This window comes from Planctomycetota bacterium (genome assembly GCA_016207825.1).
GTDB lineage: Bacteria > Planctomycetota > MHYJ01 > JACQXL01 > JACQZI01 > JACQZI01.
On the sequence record JACQZI010000007.1, the window covers coordinates 95,268 to 114,776 of the forward strand.

Consider the following 19,509-nt stretch of genomic DNA (forward strand, 5'->3'; position numbering starts at 1 on the left):
AACTATTTCTTCACTTCCACGATTCCCGCGCCATTAACGCTCTTAATTGAAGGCTGGTACATGCAAAAAGCATTTACCGGCGCCAACATGAATTTACCTGCCGTAACCGCCCGAGTAACATAGTAATAGCACATGGATTTACTGCCCGGCAAATCGGTAAACAATATTAACCGGTCATCCCGCATTTCCACCCGGTCCGGGAAAAGTTTGTTTTCTCTTGCGGAACTCATCCATTCCGTCTGTTCGCTGGTTACCAGGCGCGGATTCTCTATTTCCAGCCCGGCAGGCAGTGCATCAACCACGGCAACATTATCCCGGTTATCAGGTGATTCGATAATCAATTGCACGATGACTATCTCGCCGGACTTGAATTGGCCGGGAGCAAGTTGCTTGCCATCGGTGGACAGGAAACTCCGCCGGATTTTTAATCCTTTATCATCTTCATCAACCTTTTTACTTAACGGAACTCCCTGCGCCGTCCAATAATAATAAAGCCTTCCTTCTCCTTTAACACTAACGGTAATTTCTTTGCCTCCGCCAGAAAGTATGTCCAAAGAAGGCGATTCTTTATGGGCAAATGACGCTATTTCTTTTCCATCAAACCTGACTTCGGCGGTAAAATCGTTTACTATATTAGCCTGCGCATGCGCGTATTTCCCCAAGGCTAACAGGGCAAAGGCATTTTCCTGAGTATTATACCAACACCCGTTTTCCATCGCCTGATTCAAGCGGTTTACTAAAATAGGAATAGCTGCGCTTTCCGGCGCGGTATCTGCCAGCACGGAAAGGATTATGGCTGTTTCCCTTACCGGCGAAGCAAGTATCCCGCCTGTATCCTGCCGTTTGCCCGGCTCAGGCACAGGCGTGCCGATTAATTCCGAAAGCGCCTTCGGCTCGCCAGCAAGCGCCAACGCAGACGCCAATTGGTAACGGGAATAAACCGGCAATTTATCCCAATAATTGCGCAGTGTTTTCATCAGGTTTATTTCCGGCTCGCCGGCCAGGGCAAGGACAAAATGCGCGTATGCCTTAATCGATAAATTATCGCTTTCCTCATCGCGTGAAGAACGGCTCATTTTAACCAGCTCTTTCAGGTAATTAATAAGCGCCTTAAGCTCTTTTTCCGGCACGGAGTAACCGTTTTTCTTCGCCTCGACCAAAAGATGCGCTCCATAGACACTGCCCCATTCATACGGCGTAGTCCCGCCGGGCCACATGCTCAAACCGCCGTTAAAAGTCTGCATGGAAAGCAGGCGGTAGATTCCGGATTGCACGTATTCGGCTACCTCTTGCTTAATGAAACAATTCGGCATGGTTTGCTTGGCAATATCCGCCAGATAAAGCAAGGGGAAAGTGCCGGAAGCCGTTTGCTCGACGCAGCCATATGGATAATGTAAGAGGTAATTTATCGCGCCGCCCAAGCGCAAGGACGGTTGCACAGAAAAATTGAGCGTATAAGTATCCGTTCCGCTCATCAATCCTGAAGGAAACGAAAATACGGCGGATTTGCCGGCCGGGATTGAACCGCTGCCGACAAACTGAACCGGAGGCGCCAGCGGCCTGACCGGCAACTCAGTTTCCTCTTTGAGCGTTTCACCGTTTACCTGTGCAGAAAAAGTTATATGCGACACCCCAGGCGAATCACTCGCATTAAACGTAAAATAAATAGTCTGTTGCCCGTTCGGAGGAACTATAACACTTGTTTCATTTGCTCCGGCCAAGCCTAACGGACCATCCACGGAAATTCTTATCAAAGCCGAGGTTTCCGACGCAATATTATTATAAAGCGTTAATGGCGCGCTGAAACTATCGCCCGTGGAAAGGAAACGCGGCAGGCTGGATGAAATAATAAAGGGACGGCGAACCAGGAGATTACGGCTGTCACAACCGTATTTATCACGAGTTACGGCAACCACCATCAGGCGCAGGCTTCCGATAAATTCCGGCACATCGAAAACGATTTCACCCGTGCCGTCAGGATTTGTCTTGACGGTTCCGGACCAGAGCGCAACTGATTTTACCCGCTTGGCGTTAATCGGATTAAGCAACGACTGCATCAGACCGGGTTCACCGCTTCCGCCTTCCTCTGAATCAGAACCAACGTTCTTCTTTTCATATTCGGGCAATAACAGGGAATAAAAATCAAACATCTCGGTTGACAAACGCTTCTTGGCGAAAAAGAACGAATACGGGTCCGGGTTTTTAAAATCGGTCAAAAGGCAAATCCCTTCATCCAGCGCGGCAATGACCACTTCAGCCTCAACGCCTTCCCCTTTTTCATTCTTAACCGTAATCGGAATGGTTAATTTCGTCAACGGCACAATTTCATTAGGGATTTCCAGGGACACTTTCAGCCGGTTGCCCGGCGCATCTACATTTAACGGGACAACGCCATAAGCCCGATGAGCCGACCAAATCCCGCCCTTTTCCACACCTTTTACCACCGTCACCGAACAATAAACCGTAGGCGCAAAGCCTTCCCCGATGGGAATCCTAAGCTCTGCGGTGTTTCCATCCAGCTGAATGGACTGTGAAGAAAGCACCCGGTCGCTTTCCACGAAAACCAGCATCTGACCTGAACAGGGAGATTTTACCAATACCTTGGCAACTTCGCCTACTTGATATAAGCCTTTATCCGGCACTAAATCTATCTGTTCAGGCTTCTCCATTGACCAGGCAAGATACCCTTGGGGCGAATTATAAAATTCCAAAGCGGTGACGACATTATCTTTCGGTCCGCTCACCCGCACAATATATGAACCGCTTTCTTCAGGATTGAGCGTAAATTCAATTTTACCATCATCAGTAGTTATCATTTGGGGCTTGCCGACATCAACTTCCGTCCGCACGGATTCGTAACGATACCGATCACCGGAAGATTTCTTAAGCACGGTATTCCAAACGACCTTTTTCAAAACAATGTTAAGCGCCTTTTCCCCGCTGATTAATTTGCCTTCGGGCGTTACGGCAATAGCTTCAAATCTTATTCCGCTGCCCGCCACCTCGCTTGCCTGCTTCAACCCGATATAATAAGGATAAGGGTCCATTCTTATCCGCGTGCCGGTGGTTACACCCCGACCGCCTACTTCTTTAACAGTCGCATATACCGTCAAAAGCAACCCTGAAGGAGGCTGTAGTTTTTCAGGCACTTTTATAGCAAACGACCCTTCGCCATTTGCGCCCAATTTTAGGGGCGCTATTTTCTCCTTAATATTTGTGAATCCCTTAGTCTGGTCTCCGAATGTATAATCTTTCCAGAGCGCATTATCCGGCGGCTGGTAATTATCGGGCTTTACCGTATAATTAGCCGAGACATTTAAGCCCGATGCAGGCTGTCCAAAAAGATAATTGCTCTTTACGGTAAAAGTAATGGTTTCACCCGTATGGAAACGTTCGGCAGGAGCTTTGACTTCCGCCTTGAGCCGAACCGGCATATATTCTTCAACGCTAAAACTGCAGTACCCGATTGGCTTAGACTCGCCCGGAATATATAAGGATGTGGTATAATAACCTGTCGGGGCATAGTCCGGTATGGTAAAACCAAACTCTACCGTGGCGAAATCAGAAAGCACTGCTTTCAGCCGTCTTAAGGGGCGTTTATCCGGCTTTTCAATCTGAAGTTCCAAAGGCAACCCGGCGGGCAACTCATTATTCGCCGAACGGACGATAGCCCGCAAGTGCATCTCTTCCCCGGGCCGGTAAACACCGCGGTCGGTATAAAGATAGGCTTCGTATCCTTTGCTTAAATAAGAACGGCCGCCTACGTCAAAATCCGTATCAGAAAGCTTACATTGCTCTAATTTAAGGTAAGACATATCATCACCATGCGTGACAATGACTATATACGGTTCATTATCCTTTGCCCAATCCACTTCCATAAAATGCATTATCCCGTCGCGCGCCGTTTTCCCTTCAAGGATGACCTGGTTTTTGCGGTTATAGACGCTGACGATTGCGCCTTCCACCGGCTGGACATCGGACAAGGAATTCACCCAGACAAGGAAATCATTGCCCGATTTTTTTACGCATACCCCAAGGTCGGTGACTAAAATTAATTTCCTCTGGGAATCCCATTTGTATTCGGAATTATACACCTTAATAACCGTCGGACCGGTCAATTTATCCCCAAGTAACGCCTTTAAATCAAGCGGGATTTCCACGGCTTTGTTCTTTTCTGATTTAATCGGGATATTTACTTCTGCAATTTCATAACTAAAATCAACTATACTAGAATATTCTTCCCGGAAATTACGGGCGAAATGGATGACATTATTCGGATAGACCCTTTCCGCTTTAACTACTATAGAATCATTATTCATCGAGACAATCGGCAGGATAAGGTTGCCTTTCAGCGAGGCATAGATGCCGTTTGACTTGAAGCTGATATTACGCGGGCAATCCGGAATCTCGACAATCCGGCTGACATCTTCGGTCAATACCATATTATTCAATGCGGTTAAGCCTTTAGCAAACGTAAGCTTATAGACCGATGACGGGTTGAACTCCCCGTGCAAGGCCAGGTTATTTTCATAATAATGTTCTTCCACCAAGAACTTAACGGGCGGCTCTATTGATATAAAATCTGCGGCAACATCCGGCGACACCGGCGTGGAAAACTCCACTCTTATCCAGCCGCTCTCGTATTCTTCGAGCGGATACGCCGTGACGTCCGTAACGGCTAATTTCATTTCTATATTTAACATCCTCTCAACGTCTTCGTCCAGCCCGAGCGGGCCGCTTTTGCCCGTAAGCCCTTTGGCAACCTTTATTTTGACCGTCTCGTTCTGGGCAACCTGTATTTTCACCTTGGGTGTTTTGTTATTCACCAATCCGGCTAAGCTATAATCAATATTTATGCCCTGCGCATTTTCAATCTTGAGATGCGTTGCCAGGTCTGCGGGAGCAACCTCGTCACTAAATTCCAGGGCGATGACCACCGTTCGATTATTTTCCACAGCGACTTGCCAGACCCTTTCTAATCCCAGCGCGCCGGTCGAGAACGTATATACGGCCTTTTCAGGCAGAGGAGAATTATCCAGCGCACGCAAAGAGGACAAAAGTTCCGCCGTATATTCTGTTGCCTGGCAAAGCGGTTCAGACGGAGTAAACTCCAGAGTCCGAGTATCTGTCCAGCGGCATTGTCCGGCGATTTCCGGGGTAAACTTAACCGGATAAGGCTGCGGCAAATCCTTTCCTGCCGCGGTTGAATCCACAACCTCCTTATTAAACCGGATAATGACGTGTTCGTTCCGGTCAGCCGGACCATCCGGCGTAAACGACTTTACCACCAGGAACTTCTGCTCCCGTTCTATCACGGAAATGATTTTCCAGATACCGAATGCATTGATAACCAGGAAAGCCGTTATGAAAATTGTCCACATCTTACGCATAACCTGTCTCCTTTTTTGAGAAATGATTTATTATCAGATTATTGTAGAACAACCAATCCCCAAAAGCAATAAAAATTAGATGCTTGCTATTTTAAATCTATACCAATGCGCCAGTTCTTTGGGAGGAATATTCTTAAGTTCGGCAGGCTGGATAACGATTGCTTCTTCACCATCCGCCAATCTGATTTTGTTATAAAATACCTCGGCGAATTTATCTTTAGCTTCTTTATTGCCGACCTTGCCGCAAAACGCCTCATCATGGACATAGTATTTCAAAGGGCTCTTCTTGTATTTATTCAGGACAGGGCTTCGAAAGATAAAGGGCTTTGTCGCCAGCATCCCTTTTGTCGTCAGCCGTTCAGAGACAAATCTCTCCAAATCATCTAAGCGAAACCGCAATACCTTCCCTATCCTGACCGCGGGCAATTCATGATTCTTAATCAGGCGAAATATCGTCCGACGGCTTATCTGTAAATAATCCAAGGCCTCATCTAACGCCATTAAACGGTCGTATTCTCTCATGGATTCAATCATATCAAATCATACCGCTAAAAGCAAGAAAAGTGCCAGAGAGTGCCACAGACCCGGGGGGAGTAGCCCACCCCTCTATACCTTACAGGGGATACCCTTTTAAGCAATATAGGCGTCTTTTACACCTTAATCTCCCCTATATTGCGCCTTAATAGGCACCCTCCTGAACGGACGAGGCAGGTATCTTTGGTCCCTAATGCGCACCCGCCTGAACGGACGGGCAGGCATCCATTTGCCGTATAATCGTATATTTTCCGCCTATATCCCATTACTTTTATGCCTTAATCAGGATATCTTTAGCCCCTAATGGGAATACGATTTTACCCTGATGAACATACTTTTAGTCCCTAAAGCCGGCTATCCTGTAAGAAATCTGAGAAATTTTCAGATATTTATACGATTTTCTGTAACATTTGCCTCACTCCTGCATTTACTTATGGAGGGAGAGAAGAGGCTTACTATGTAAAAAACAGGTGGTTTTTAAGAGTTTCCTGTGACATGTACCCTGCTTCCTTATTTATTAATGGAGGGGGAGAGGAAGTGAATTGGTTAAATAGTTAATTAGTAGTTAAGAAAACGATGAAAGGAGGTGATAAATATGAGTAAGGTTATTTCAGCCATAGACCTATGGATACCGGCGCATGTGCCGCCCAAACCGGATATGAGCGATAAGTGGGAACAGGTTTTCTATGCGGTTGCCCGGATTATCAACCAGCGCCGTAAAGAGAAAATACCGGATGAAAGCGCTTTTAACGACAAGCTGGCAGAACCGGCCATCCAGGCATGGAACGGTTTCTGGCAACACGTTGACGCGTCTTTCCGCTCCAAGCACGGCAGGACCGCGGCGGATATCAGGCACAAGCATAATACGAACCTGCAAGGCGCTTATAACAAATGGAACAATAAGCTTGATTATGTCTTTGGTACCGTTGACGGGATTGAGGCGAAAGAGTTTAAAAGGCGGATTACGGAAACCAAAGGCAACTGGGCTCAAGGCATTGGCTACGGGATACTGCGACTGACCGGGGATAAAATCCGGGGAAAGGGCGCGGCGACCATTGCCACCTATTGGTTAATCGGCGAGCCGACCACAGTCGGCATGGTGCGCGAGCAGGATACCGGACTGCAAGGCGGCCCGTATCAGATTTGCCCGGATGAGTTTATTCAGGCATTCCAATCAGCCCTGATGGAAAGGCTGATTCAGGCCGGGATGAAAATCTTCCAGAGCAGATACGACGCGTCGGTTATCAGCCGGGAAAACGACGTGACCAATCTTCTGGTGGATAAGTTTGTGGATAGTGGATTGTCACTGGCGGGTTTTTCCACGGGAGGCGCTTCGCACCTTGATTTTGTCAAGGAAGGCGCGCTCCTGAAGCTTTCGCTGGCGGTATCGCAGATGTAAGGACAGGCAAAACCCCGGCTTCTCTCGGCTGGGGCGATTGCCTTATTTATCCTCAACAATCCTCAGGCGGTAATAGACTTCCAAGGTAAGGACGCAAATGGCGGTGGAATAAACCCGGCCGCCTTCCGCGCTCCAGCGGTCTACCGGCTCCCAGCTTCCATTGGCACAGCCGTCTTTTTTGCCCCGCTGGTTTTTAATAATCGCGGGCAACATCTCTTTCTCCCACTTGCTCCAGCAGGAGGAGGCATTCTTTGGGGTGCCGTCAAACTGGTTCAGGGCATAGGTGCCGTAGAACCAGTAATAATAATCCACCTTGCCGTAATTATCAGGCAGCCATTTGGGAAGGTTGCTTTCCTCAACCAGCATTTGGGCGCTGTTGGCGATTGCCGCGTCTTTCCGGTTCTGCCCCATGAAGATGCGGCACATGACGCCGATGGCGGTAAGCGAGGGAGGCGTATAAAGCTTCCCGCTATCCCATTTATCTTTTTCTGCGGCGAGGATGGCAACATTGCCTCTTTCGCGATAGCCGACTCCGCCGTAAGCAAGGTCGGTAACATCATCCAGGTGTGATTTGACCCCCGCCCAGACATTTTGCGGAACCGTCAGCAATTCGGCATCTTCCGCGGTTTTCAGCGCCATCATGCACCAGCCGCTGACGGACATATCGCTATCCCCGTCTTTAGGCTTATAGCGCCACGCCTTGCCGTTGTTTTGGGAATCTATGATAAACTGGGCACCTTTAAGCGCGGCGTCCTTAAACATATATGCGGATTGCTCCTTCTTATCCTTCATCACGCAATACAAATCCGCCATGGCATAAGCACAGATTGCCTGGTTATACATGAATTTAAGCATGGCGCCGTCGCCATACATACCATTCTCTTTTTGGATTGATTTGAGAAAAAGAGCGGCTTTCCTGACTACGTCGCCAAACCTTATCCCATTAAAGGTATCATATTTGCTCATTGAACCGGGGCTATAATTAGCTCCGGTAAAAGCCAGGAGCGCCAGTCCGGTAAGCCCTAAATCAAAGTCTTTTTGGCCCGTGCCCTGGCAAAGAGGACTTCCGTGATTGGCACACTGATTCTGGAAAGAAACCGCGCCCCAGGAACCATCCGGATTCTGGTGCCTGGCAAGCCATAAAAGGCCTGAGCTAACCACCTTTTCCCGTTCACCCGGCTGACCGCCACCGCCAGGAGCAACTGTTTCAATACGGCCTCCGCGCGGACCGCCGTAACGACCAGAGGCACCGCCACCAAGGCCGAGCGCATCAAGAACACTGTTTGCATTAAGCGGTTTATCAGAAACAAAGTCATAGCTTTCCCCCAAGGCTTCACGTGCATCATCTTCATCAGCTGTTTCGGTGCGTTCCGCAACCTCGGCATCTTTCCAGACAGGCTGGTTTTCGGTAATTTTATCGTCTTTGGGCAGTTTGTCACTGGTTATCAAATCCTCAGGTATTTCCATCTCCATTTCAGGCTTTATATCCGGCGGCTGGTAGATAATAGTTTTTCCCCCGTCCGCTACAACCACCGGGTCCTGGATGAAAAGCATGGTCAGGATAATGAGACCCAATACATGGATAAACAAAGAGATTACCACGGGAATTCCCATTGCATTGATATTTGCATGGAGCCAGGAACCGAAATCGAACTTTTCCGTTACGAGGTGTTCGGCAACCGACCCTTCGGTTATTTCAATTTCATCTTTTGCCTGCGCTTTTGGGATATGGTTATTGTTTGTCATATTCTCACCCTCCTTTCTCCATCTATATAAACGTATGAAAAAGGGAATGGTTCATGAAAAATACAAATATATTAAAAATTTATTTGTTTTTTTTCGTGGTCACTTCAGGGTCAAAAATAATGTAAAATGATGAAAATAGTCCGCTTCGCATTTGGGATAATCAGGGGCAAAATGATGTTTCTTAACCGATGACTTCTTTTATCCAGCCGCCACCCAAGACAGTATCGCCGTCGTAAAAGACAGTTGCCTGTCCGGGAGTGATGGACGCTTGTGGCTCGGAGAATTCTATACGCAGTTCGTTATTAGTTGTTAGTTTTTCGTTGTTAGAAGTTATTTTCGCCGGGCATGCTCTATGGAGATAGCGGATTTTGACATCGGCTTGGAGACCCTCGCCTTTTGCCAATCCTTCGCGGGAAATCCAGTTCACCCCCTCCGCAATAAAGGCATTATTAAAGACATCCTTTTTATCGCCAACCACAATGGTATTAGTCTGGGATGTAATCTTTACCACATAGACGGGCCTGCCTAACGCTATTTTGAGATGGCGCTGTCCGATGGTGAAGAACTGGTAACCCGGATGCCTGCCGATAACTTTGCCGGATAAATCCGTAATCACACCCGGCTTTATCTTTTCCGGAATTCTGCTTTTCAGGAATTTCTCCAGCCCGCCTGCCTTGCCGGTAGGCAGGTCCGAAGGGACAAAGCAAATTTCCTGGCTATCCAGTTTATCCTTGACGTGCAAGGGGATATCCGAGGCGATTTTACGGATTTCCGTCTTAGTATAACTGCCCAGAGGCAGGATGGTGCGCGAAAGCTGTTCCTGCGTCAGGAGCGAAAGCATATAGGATTGGTCTTTGGTCTGGTCAATGCCCTTCTTCAGGATAGTGCGGAGTTTAGAGTTTGGAGTTTGGGAGTTGGGATTTGGGATTTGCCGCTCAATGCGGGCATAGTGACCGGTGGCGATATATTCCGCGCCGAGTTTGGCCGCATAGTCCCAGAGCCGGCCGAATTTTAGGAGCTGGTTACAGCGGACGCACGGATTCGGGGTCCGGCCTTTATCGTATTCTGAGCAAAAGTATTCGATGAGTTTTTCGAAATCCGCCTTGAAATCGAGGACCGAGAAATCAATCCCGATTTTATCCGCCACTGCCTGGGCGTCTTTGGCATCAAAGATGCTGCAACATGCCTTTCGCTTGGGAGCAAGCCGCTCCAGGCACGTGCCCAGGCTCATAAAAAGGCCGGAGACATCATATCCTTCTTTTTTCAGGAAATAGGCGGCGACGGATGAATCCACCCCGCCGCTCATGGCTACGACTACTTTTTTCATATTATAACCGACACCCCCCTAACCCCCTTTACTAAGGGGGACTTTCCGTTTCGCAAGGATTCCCAGAAATTATAAGGTTGTTTTCTTATGCCGCCTGATTAGCGACAGCACAAAAGCCATTATGACGGATAAGGAAAGAATTGCAAGATAAAATATATTCGGTTTGGAAGAACCCAGCTGGAAGGGAATGGTCGCGGTGACTTTATTAAAATCGCCTTCAAGTTCGATGGTTGCTTCGTAAGAGCCGGGAGCAGGATCAATATAGCGCATTTCTGAAATCATGCTATCATCCGTGGTTTGGATAACCGGAGCCGGCATATCCGTTTTTGAAATGGTAATATTTTTCGACCGGATATAAGGGCGGCGCGTCTTGGGATTCTGGGCGTAGACCAAGAGTTCAAAGCTTTCCGGGGCTATTTGGACCGCGGTCAGGAAAACCTCATATTCACCGGAAATGATTACTTTTTCCTTCATCGGGAAAGAGGCGTAGATATCAAGGTAAGAACGTTTCTGGAAGACGAGCAATTGCGACCAGCAACCGCATTCCGGGCAGGGAATGGCAGAAAGCGGAATAAAAAGAATAAGCATTATGCCGAGGAGGATTTTCAGTTTGATATCGGTTTTGAACACAGCTATACGGGATGCATACCCACCCCGAAAAATCATCGGGGTGGGTGCATTGGAACGATTAATCCGGTTTACTAAAGAATATATGGTCCTGAATCAGCATTTTCACCTTGAAATTCATATCCGCGGTAATTTTGTAGAGAGGGTTAATCGTATCTTTATCAAGGATAAACCCGATGGCCAGTATGGAGTAAAACCGCAGCTCATCATTTTTTTCGCTATCATAGTATTTTACCAGATGGTCAATGGAGCCTTTATCCCCGATATAAGCGATGCCGTTAAGGGCACGGCTTTTTATATCCGTAGGAGTGAGTTTGTCTTCAATCTTCTTGTATAAAGTATCCAGGACTTCCTGCCTTTTGCCAAGCATCGCCAGCGCCACGGTCAGGTTGTTGTAACCGACTTTCGCCAAATCTACACGGTCCTGCACCTTTTTGAAAGCTTCTTCCAAAGCGGGAATCGCTTTCTTATCGCCAATCATACCCAAAGCAAGAACCGCATAATCCCAGCTGACCGGGTCAGAAGTAACTTCTTTCTTGACGATATCAATCAAGATGTTAACAGAAGTCGAATCCTTCATCAATCCCAATGCCAATATGGCTGCGCCGCGTGACAGGGGCTTGGTCTTTTTAACGACTATTTTTTGGATATCCGGCAAAGCGGATTTATTGCCCAAAAGCCCCAGCGCGATAAACGACATTCCTTCTATATTGAAATCACTCTTTTTGGTAAGTGCGTTAAGGTCGTTATAAACACCGTTATCACCCAACTGTGCCAGGGCAACGGCGGCAAACGCCTGCACTTCCGTTGATTTATCCCTCAATAAATTAAGCAAGTCCGTTTTTGCCTTAGGTAACTCAAGCAAGCCTAACGCTATGGCCACTCCGGACCTTACGGAAATATCACGGGAATTCATGGCTTTTTTCAGGTACGGCAAAACCGATTCATCTTTAATACGGCCTAGAGCAATCGCGGCGTATGAGCGGACGGCCTCATCGTATGATTCATTGGTAAGCACCTTACCGATAAACTCGACAAGAGACTTGTCCTGAAGATTGCCTAAAGACAATACGGCCGATGCCTGGACTTCCTTATGCAGTTTCTTATTAAGGTTCAAGGATTCTTTAAGCGCATTAATGGAGGCTTCTGTTTTTATGTAGCCGAGAGCTAATGCGGCATACGCCTGGCTAATCATTTGTGATTTCCGGTCTGTTTCGTTTAATAAAATCGCTTTTAAATCGTTGACCACTGATTCCTCACCCATGATACCCAATGATAAAGCCGCAACATTTCTCACATCGGGTGTTTTATCATCGAGCATTGCGCTTTTCAAAGCCGCCACCGCATTCTTATGTTTAAACTTTCCTAATGCTAAAGCAGCATTCGCCCTCAGGAACGGGCTGACATCTTCTTTTAGACACTTTATCAAATTATCCAGAGCCTGTTTGCTGATAGAATTCATCTCTACCGATATGGTACCGTCCTTTTGGGTTTGATCTTCCTCATTCCATTTAATAGGCTGCTTGAAAGGAAGATAATGAAGGCGATTCCTTGCCCACCAGTTTTCCCACATAGGAACGGAAACAACCGGATTAAAAACTAAAGGCTCTAATCCCGTACCGGCCGGCGGCCTTGGAGGAGGAGCCGGCGGCTTGGGCACAGCAATTTTATTATCAGGAGGGTTAACCCCCGGATCCTGTTTTGGGGGGGTAGGTGTCGAATTCGGAGTTTCTACCGGCGGTTGGGTTGCACCCGGATCCGGAGTAGGAGCCGGGGTCGGCGTTGGCTCCGGCTGAACCGGTTCTACCGGGGCAGGTTGCACGGGAGCAGGTTGGACCGGTTCCGGTTGAGGAGCCGGCGTAGTCTCAGGCGGTGTTGGTTCAGGTTGAGGATCCGGTTGCGCCGGTTCCGGCTCTGGAGCGGGTTGCTGGGGTGCCGGTTGCTGCGGGGCCGGTTGTACAGGCTTTGGCGCAGGCTGAACCTTGGGTGGCTGTTCACCAGGACGGCCAGCATCCTGCCACTTCCTCACCTTATCCCAAAATCCAGGCTCCCATGGGTCACCACACGGACACCATGCCATAACAGGAATTACCATTAAAGCCAATAAGGCAATTCCCAACAAAACCGTTATTTTATATGCCTTTTTGCTTCCCATTTTAAATACCTCCTTTTATATTCTATTAATTTATTATTCTGAAAATAAAATACTAACCAAACGATTTTTCACTTCCGGATCAGATGTTTTTTCCAGTTTCTGGACTAAAAACGGATACACTGTTACCCCTAGTTGGATTATTTGCTCCTGGGCAAACTCTTGCTTTTGTATTTCTTCATCTCCCAACTGCTGTATTAATTGTTCTATCTCTGATTCAGTAATTCTATTCCCGTATCTTTGAATGCTATATTCAGACCCTGCTTCGTCTGTTTTTCCAGAATCATCCTGATATCCGGTATTGACAGTGCTTGGTTCATTATCCTGTTTATTAGTGGTATATTCAGCTACCAAGCCAGATGCAGGGTTTATCTCCTGATCACGTTCGGCAGAATATTTCCAGTAAAACACCAACCCCAAAACCAGAGGTAAAATAATCGTTGCGGCGAATTTCCATTGCCCGTGGTTTTTATAGAGCGGCAAGAAATAACGCCAGCGACCACCGGCTGCTTTGGCTTCAGCAACCCTGATATTTTCCTCCTGGATATTAGCAATGATTCTATCGCACAAATCTACGGAAGGCTCCTCAACCGGAGAAACCGGAAGAGAAGTTATCTTTTTAAGCATAGCCCAATGATTGCGACAATCAGAACATTCATCCAGATGTTTACTCACAAGCGCGTTATGCTCGCTGGAACATTCCGCATCAAGATAATATTGCAAAAGAGATTTTATTTTATCACAAGTCATACACTCACTCCTTCGGATTCATAATATTATCGATAACCGCCCTTCTGGCTTTATGAACAAAGGTTTTAAAGCTTCCAATGGGCAAATCCATCTGTTCAGCCGCTTCTTCATAAGAACAGCCTTCCTGATAAACCAGGACAAAAGCCATTTTATATTGCGGTTTCAAAGAATCCAGTATATAATTCACGGCGTTCTTTAAAGTCGGAATATCACATCGGGCATAATCCTTGCCTTTTACTAGATTTTCATCAATCAAAGGAGCCGGTTTCATTTTAAGCTTTTTAAGATAATTAAGGGTTACATTCGTAGCTGTTCTTAAAATCCAGCTAGAAACCCTGTATTTAGGATTATATTGTTTCAAAGAACGATATACGTTTAAAAACGTTTCCTGGGTAATATCTTCGGCATCAGCCTGGTTATTAGTCATTCTAAAGGCAATATTATAAATACGCCGATAATAACGGCGGACTACTTCATTAAAGGCCTCCTTGCCCGAAAGAGACAATTCAACCAGCTTTTCATCGGCAATATGGGTTAATTCCATAGTCTTCTCTACTATATAATACAATAGAAATGAGCAAAAGTTTCAGAAAAAATATTTTTTATTAAATATTTTTTGGCTATTTATTGTATGTATAAAACCCCTGACCTGTTTTCCTGCCCAAATGGCCGGCAGAGACCATTTTCTTAAGCAGCGGGCAAGGACGGTATTTCGGGTCACCCAACCCATCATGCAAAACATTTAGAATTGCTAGGCAAACATCAAGCCCGATTAAATCAGCCAAGGCCAGAGGCCCCATAGGATGATTCATCCCAAGCTTCATCACTTCATCAATGGCTTCTTTGGTAGCCACGCCTTCCATCAGCGAATAAATGGCTTCGTTAATCATGGGCAATAAAATACGGTTGGCGACAAAGCCGGGATAGTCATTAACAAGCACCGGTGTTTTTTCCAGCTTAACGCAAAGTTCTTTTACAACATTAACTGTTTCATCATCGGTAACCAATCCCCGCACTATTTCCACAAGTTTCATTACAGGCACCGGATTCATAAAATGCATGCCTATAATCTTGCTCGGGCGTTTAGTTACGGCGGCGATTTCCGTAATGGAAATGGAAGAAGTGTTGCTTGATAATATCACGCCGGGCTTGCAAAGATTATCCAGCTTGGTAAATATATCCAGTTTAAGTTTCTTATCTTCCGTAGCGGCTTCAACCACAAAATCGACATCTTTAAGTTCGTCAAGAGATAAAGCAGTTTTTAGGTTATACAAAGCTGCGGATTCCTTTTCCTGAGTGATGGCGCCTTTAGTCCGCATGCGTTCAAGACTTTTACGGATAGTATTCATTCCCCGATCAATAAATTCCTGTTTGATATCCATCATCAAAACCTTATAGCCAGCTACCGCAAAAACCTGGGCAATCCCCGATCCCATCGTACCGGCGCCGATAACACCAACCTTTGATACTTGCATGATAATCTCCTTATTTTTATATTATTTCAATACTCATGGCAACGGCATTTCCACCGCCTAAGCAGAGCGAAGCCATTCCTTTTTTTAACTTCCTGTCTTTCAAAGCATATATCAAGGTCGTCAGGATACGGGACCCGCTACAGCCGATTGGATGCCCGATAGCCACCGCTCCGCCATTAACATTCACCTTGGAAGGATTAAGTTTAAGCGCCTTGGTTAATGCAACGCCTTGAGCGGCAAAAGCTTCATTGAGTTCTATTAAATCAAAATCTTCCGCTTTCATCTTAGTTTTTGCGAGAAGGTTTTTAATCGCTTCAAGAGGTGCCGCCATAACCCATTCCGGAGCCATCCCGCCTGTGGCATAACCGGTAATGCGGCACAGAGGCTTTATCCCGTTTTCAGAAGCGGTTTTGGCATCCGTCACCACCACAGCAGCCGCACCATCGCTTATCTGGGAAGCATTGCCAGCGGTCACGGTCCCGTCCTTTTTGAATGCCGGTTTCAGGGTCGTCAGTTTTTCCACGGTTGTATCTTCGCGAGGACCTTCATCTTTATCAAAGATAATCGGCGGCTTGCCTTTGGGTTGCGGTATTTCCACGGGAATTATTTCCTGTTTAAACCTTCCCTCTTTAGTGGCTTTACAAGCCCTTTGATGGCTGTTAAACGAAAATTCGTCCTGCAGTTGGCGAGTAGCCCCGTATTTTTCCGCAACGAGTTCAGCCGTCATGCCCATATGGAAATCATTATAAATATCCCAGAGTCCGTCATTAACCATGGAATCAACCAGCTTGCCATGGCCGAGCCTTTGCCCGACACGGGCTTCCGGTAAAAGGTAAGGAGCATTGGTCATACTTTCCATTCCGCCGGCTACGATAATTTTGGAGTTTTCCGCCTTGATTTCGGTTGCCGCCAGCATTACTGATTTAAGTCCGGAACCGCAGACTTTATTAACGGTAAAAGCCCCCTTGCTGTTAGGAATACCGCCCCACAAAGAAGCCTGTCTTGCCGGATTTTGGCCCAAACCGGCGGTGACAACACATCCCATTATTGTTTCATCAACCATTTCGGGTTTTATACCGGCGCGTTTGACCGCTTCGCGTATCACAAAGCTTCCTAATTTCGGAGCGGCAAAAGACGCTAATGCCCCCTGGAATTTCCCAACAGCTGTACGCACCGCGCTGACAATCACAACTTCGTTCATAAAAAGCCTCTCTCAAACCTGCCTATCTCGAGGCAGGTTTATATTGACTAAAATAAAAAATTAGTTATAGTTATCTAAAAGCCCCTAAGCTGGGATAGCTCAACAGTGGAGCTCCGGTTTCGTAAATCGGAGGTTGCGGGTGCGAATCCCGCTCCCAGCTTTATTTTAAAATAACAAGATTGAAAATACGGATTAAAAAGATTTGCAAACGGGCGAATAGACGGAACTAGCTTTTCAGAATCATGCATAAACACAAAGGGTTAATTACTTCTTTTTGGTTATCCGTCCGGAAACGCCTACTTTTTTAAACATTTCCAGGCATTCATTGGCCTCTGTTTCGGGGACATCTTTTAAAACCGGAACAAGCACGCGGTTTGTTAATTCCTGTGCTTTTTCCAATGGTATGTTTTTTATTTCAGAAATTATTTTTGCCGCTTTTTCTCTCTTTTCAGCAGAACTAAGGCCGGAAAGGAATACGGTACAATTGGCTTCTTCAACCGGCGGCTCTTCAATCATCTCCGGTTCAGCAATTTCTTCAGCCCCCTGCACAGAAGAAGCACCTCCTTCTTCAGTAACCGCTTCCGGCTGCAGGATATCAATCGGTTCAGAAGCGTTTTCATCCGCCCATTCGGATTGAGCCTCAACAGGTTTTAACTCAAGAACCTCCCCTTCCGATTCGACAGTCGGTTCTACCACCGGAGATAAAACCATAACATCCTCCTCTTCCGTCACTTCTGCCGCTAAAGGAAGAGATTGCGCTGGCTGACGCTGAGGCATTTGCTCCTTAACTTTTTGATATGTATTAAAAGGATTACCTACTCTTTGAAAGACAAAAGTTTCCCCGCAATTAGGGCAAACAAATGCGTTTCCCTTCCACTGAAAATCAACATATTGCACGATATTGCCGGCCGGGCCATCCTTATAATGCGGCTGGGTCGGCCAGATAACCCTAGGAATAGATTGTGCTAGCTGGGGAGAAATCGTAAATTCCATGCCTATCTTTGATAAGTCAAACAGCTTAGGCTTAATCGTTTTTATTTCGTTTTTAACCAAGTTGCTTAAGAAAACAACTGGAACGCTTTTTAGGATTTGTCCGGTTGAATCAGGGGAAATATTAAATAATTTAGAAAACTGCTCCACCACATTATCGAATTGTGTTTCATCCACCCGGCTGATTATTATATGATACGTTATCCCAAGTTGCGAAGCGCTTTTTTCATCTGCCATACGAACTCCCTTCAAACCCTACTTCCCCGTCGTTACATCGGGTGATCAGGGCATACCTGTAAAACTTTTACTCTGTAAAATATTGTGTTATACTCACAGATATTATTTAATTAAACACTGCTATTTTCATAAATCAAGTATTTTATGTATAAATTTTAGAATGTTGCCCACTGAAGATTTTAATTACGAATTGCCGGCATCTTTTATCGCACAGTTGCCCTATGAACAACGCGATTATTCCAGATTAATGGTCATTTCCCGTTATGATGAAAAAATATACCATAAACATTTTCTCGAAATAGTCGATTACTTATCGGAGGGAGATGTACTGGTATTAAATAATACAAAAGTCCTGCCTTTAAAACTAATCGGCAAGAGAAAAACCGGCGGAATTACCGAGGTATTGCTGGTAAAAGAAATCGAACCGGGATTATGGGAATGCCTGGCTAATAACAGAGGCAAGACAAAAGAAAATGAACCTCTGGAATTTTCTTCAAAAGAAACGACAAAAACCATAACCGGAATGTTGCATTGTAAAAACCGGGAAAAGCTTATCAGATTCGTCCAACCGGATTCCCGTGATATTGTTTTACAGCTTGGCAAGGCTCCGCTGCCGCCTTATATCAAGCGACGGAAAGACAATGATACTTATGAAAAACTCGACAAAGCGCGCTACCAGACTGTCTACGCGCTGAAAGACGGCTCTATCGCAGCACCAACAGCCGGCTTGCACTTCACCGAAGATTTGTTGAAAAAGATAAAAAGAAAAAATATCCACATAGCATATATTACCCTTCATGTCGGACGCGGGACTTTCGAACCGATTCGCACAGATGACATATCAAAACATATAATGGGAAAAGAATATTATGAAGTTCCGCCTGAAACAATCAGCATTTTACATAACGCCTTCACAAACAAACAAAGAATTATTGCAGTGGGAACAACCGCCTGCAGGACACTGGAAACAACAGCTGATTACATTATAAAAGGGAGTGGGCCAAAACCGCTTACCGGATGGACAGATTTATTTATCTCCCCGCCTTATCAGTTTAAAATAATAACTACATTGCTTACTAATTTCCACCTTCCTAAAAGCACCCCTCTTATATTAACCTGCACTTTTGGCGGGAAAAATAATATCTTACGCGCATACCGAGAAGCCATAGCAAACGGATACCGTTTTTACAGCTACGGCGATGCTATGTTAATCCTATAGGCATAAAAAAATCCCGCCCTAACTTTACGCCAAGGCGGGATTTAAGGTTATGCCAAAAAACTATTAACTCCCACTCGGAGCCCAAGCCTTACCACCAGTTACGATTGGCCAATCCGTGGTGTTGGTCGGGTCGGCTGCATTCCAACGTAAAGATGTTCCAGCGGTTGTAAACCATTTGCTGGCATCTGCACCGGTGTCTGCAGTATAGACAGTACCTTTTTCATTCATGATGAATGAACGGTCGCCGGATGAACCATAAGAAGCAGGAGCTGCCATGAAACCAAAAAGGTAATCATTAGCAACCATTACTGCTGTCCCGGCATAAACATTCACGTTATAATCATCTCCGGCAGAATTGTAATCAACCAATGCCTGCACATAATACCCTGCTTTTGCACCCAGCGTGGTGCTGATTGCGTTCCAGTCCTCGCTGATATTAGCAGAAATACTATCATCAGCATC

General features: G+C 46.1%; 14 protein-coding genes and 1 tRNA gene. 3 read left to right on the forward strand and 12 right to left on the reverse strand.

Annotated features, from left to right (window positions below):
* Positions 1 to 2 precede the first annotated feature (2 nt).
* The 3 genes from HY811_02165 to HY811_02175 form a co-directional block, all read right to left on the reverse strand.
* Entirely contained in the window at positions 3 to 5,390 is a 5,388-nt protein-coding gene (locus HY811_02165) for a hypothetical protein (protein ID MBI4833612.1), read from the reverse strand.
* A 75-nt stretch (positions 5,391 to 5,465) separates the two neighbouring features.
* A complete protein-coding gene (locus tag HY811_02170) occupies positions 5,466 to 5,924 on the reverse strand; it encodes a helix-turn-helix domain-containing protein (protein ID MBI4833613.1) in 459 nt (152 codons plus the stop codon).
* Between the two features lie 116 nt (positions 5,925 to 6,040).
* Positions 6,041 to 6,190, reverse strand: a complete 150-nt coding sequence (locus HY811_02175) for a hypothetical protein (GenBank protein ID MBI4833614.1) — start codon at positions 6,188 to 6,190, stop codon at positions 6,041 to 6,043.
* A gap of 329 nt (positions 6,191 to 6,519) precedes the next feature.
* Between HY811_02175 and HY811_02180 the strand changes: the two genes are divergently transcribed.
* Positions 6,520 to 7,323, forward strand: a complete 804-nt coding sequence (locus HY811_02180; protein ID MBI4833615.1) for a hypothetical protein — start codon at positions 6,520 to 6,522, stop codon at positions 7,321 to 7,323.
* Between the two features lie 42 nt (positions 7,324 to 7,365).
* Here HY811_02180 and HY811_02185 read toward each other — a convergent pair whose 3' ends face one another.
* The 8 genes from HY811_02185 to HY811_02220 all read right to left on the reverse strand — a co-directional run bounded on the left by HY811_02185 (position 7,366) and on the right by HY811_02220 (position 16,601).
* On the reverse strand, positions 7,366 to 9,069 hold the full coding sequence (locus HY811_02185) for a hypothetical protein (GenBank protein MBI4833616.1): 1,704 nt from the start codon (positions 9,067 to 9,069) through the stop codon (positions 7,366 to 7,368).
* 181 nt (positions 9,070 to 9,250) lie between these two features.
* Complete coding sequence (gene mnmA, locus HY811_02190) at positions 9,251 to 10,396, reverse strand: tRNA 2-thiouridine(34) synthase MnmA (protein MBI4833617.1); 1,146 nt, start codon at positions 10,394 to 10,396, stop codon at positions 9,251 to 9,253.
* A 69-nt stretch (positions 10,397 to 10,465) separates the two neighbouring features.
* Complete coding sequence (locus HY811_02195) at positions 10,466 to 11,026, reverse strand: hypothetical protein (protein ID MBI4833618.1); 561 nt, start codon at positions 11,024 to 11,026, stop codon at positions 10,466 to 10,468.
* A gap of 58 nt (positions 11,027 to 11,084) precedes the next feature.
* Positions 11,085 to 13,178, reverse strand: a complete 2,094-nt coding sequence (locus HY811_02200) for a HEAT repeat domain-containing protein (GenBank protein MBI4833619.1) — start codon at positions 13,176 to 13,178, stop codon at positions 11,085 to 11,087.
* A 33-nt stretch (positions 13,179 to 13,211) separates the two neighbouring features.
* The gene (locus tag HY811_02205; protein ID MBI4833620.1) at positions 13,212 to 13,925 is read right to left on the reverse strand and encodes a zf-HC2 domain-containing protein; all 714 of its coding nucleotides are present in this window, start codon (positions 13,923 to 13,925) and stop codon (positions 13,212 to 13,214) included.
* Between the two features lie 4 nt (positions 13,926 to 13,929).
* Complete coding sequence (locus tag HY811_02210) at positions 13,930 to 14,469, reverse strand: sigma-70 family RNA polymerase sigma factor (protein MBI4833621.1); 540 nt, start codon at positions 14,467 to 14,469, stop codon at positions 13,930 to 13,932.
* A gap of 76 nt (positions 14,470 to 14,545) precedes the next feature.
* On the reverse strand, positions 14,546 to 15,400 hold the full coding sequence (locus HY811_02215; protein ID MBI4833622.1) for a 3-hydroxybutyryl-CoA dehydrogenase: 855 nt from the start codon (positions 15,398 to 15,400) through the stop codon (positions 14,546 to 14,548).
* Positions 15,401 to 15,416: 16 nt separating this feature from the next.
* A complete protein-coding gene (locus HY811_02220; protein MBI4833623.1) occupies positions 15,417 to 16,601 on the reverse strand; it encodes an acetyl-CoA C-acetyltransferase in 1,185 nt (394 codons plus the stop codon).
* A gap of 88 nt (positions 16,602 to 16,689) precedes the next feature.
* Between HY811_02220 and HY811_02225 the strand changes: the two genes are divergently transcribed.
* Positions 16,690 to 16,761: transfer RNA gene (locus HY811_02225), tRNA-Thr, on the forward strand.
* 104 nt (positions 16,762 to 16,865) lie between these two features.
* Here HY811_02225 and HY811_02230 read toward each other — a convergent pair.
* Complete coding sequence (locus tag HY811_02230) at positions 16,866 to 17,828, reverse strand: hypothetical protein (GenBank protein MBI4833624.1); 963 nt, start codon at positions 17,826 to 17,828, stop codon at positions 16,866 to 16,868.
* Positions 17,829 to 17,991: 163 nt separating this feature from the next.
* Here HY811_02230 and queA point away from each other — a divergent pair, with 163 nt between their 5' ends.
* Entirely contained in the window at positions 17,992 to 19,047 is a 1,056-nt protein-coding gene (queA, locus tag HY811_02235) for a tRNA preQ1(34) S-adenosylmethionine ribosyltransferase-isomerase QueA (GenBank protein MBI4833625.1), read from the forward strand.
* Positions 19,048 to 19,509 lie beyond the last annotated feature (462 nt).

Bases quoted from the DNA above. Each gene is read 5' to 3' on its own strand.
- HY811_02165 (MBI4833612.1), bottom strand. From the start codon at position 5,390: ATGCGTAAGATGTGGACAATTTTCATAACGGCTTTCCTGGTTATCAAT.
- HY811_02170 (MBI4833613.1), bottom strand. From the start codon at position 5,924: ATGATTGAATCCATGAGAGAATACGACCGTTTAATGGCGTTAGATGAG.
- HY811_02175 (MBI4833614.1), bottom strand. From the start codon at position 6,190: ATGGGATATAGGCGGAAAATATACGATTATACGGCAAATGGATGCCTG.
- HY811_02180 (MBI4833615.1), top strand. From the start codon at position 6,520: ATGAGTAAGGTTATTTCAGCCATAGACCTATGGATACCGGCGCATGTG.
- HY811_02185 (MBI4833616.1), bottom strand. From the start codon at position 9,069: ATGACAAACAATAACCATATCCCAAAAGCGCAGGCAAAAGATGAAATT.
- mnmA (MBI4833617.1), bottom strand. From the start codon at position 10,396: ATGAAAAAAGTAGTCGTAGCCATGAGCGGCGGGGTGGATTCATCCGTC.
- HY811_02200 (MBI4833619.1), bottom strand. From the start codon at position 13,178: ATGGGAAGCAAAAAGGCATATAAAATAACGGTTTTGTTGGGAATTGCC.
- HY811_02205 (MBI4833620.1), bottom strand. From the start codon at position 13,925: ATGACTTGTGATAAAATAAAATCTCTTTTGCAATATTATCTTGATGCG.
- HY811_02210 (MBI4833621.1), bottom strand. From the start codon at position 14,469: ATGGAATTAACCCATATTGCCGATGAAAAGCTGGTTGAATTGTCTCTT.
- HY811_02215 (MBI4833622.1), bottom strand. From the start codon at position 15,400: ATGCAAGTATCAAAGGTTGGTGTTATCGGCGCCGGTACGATGGGATCG.
- HY811_02220 (MBI4833623.1), bottom strand. From the start codon at position 16,601: ATGAACGAAGTTGTGATTGTCAGCGCGGTGCGTACAGCTGTTGGGAAA.
- HY811_02230 (MBI4833624.1), bottom strand. From the start codon at position 17,828: ATGGCAGATGAAAAAAGCGCTTCGCAACTTGGGATAACGTATCATATA.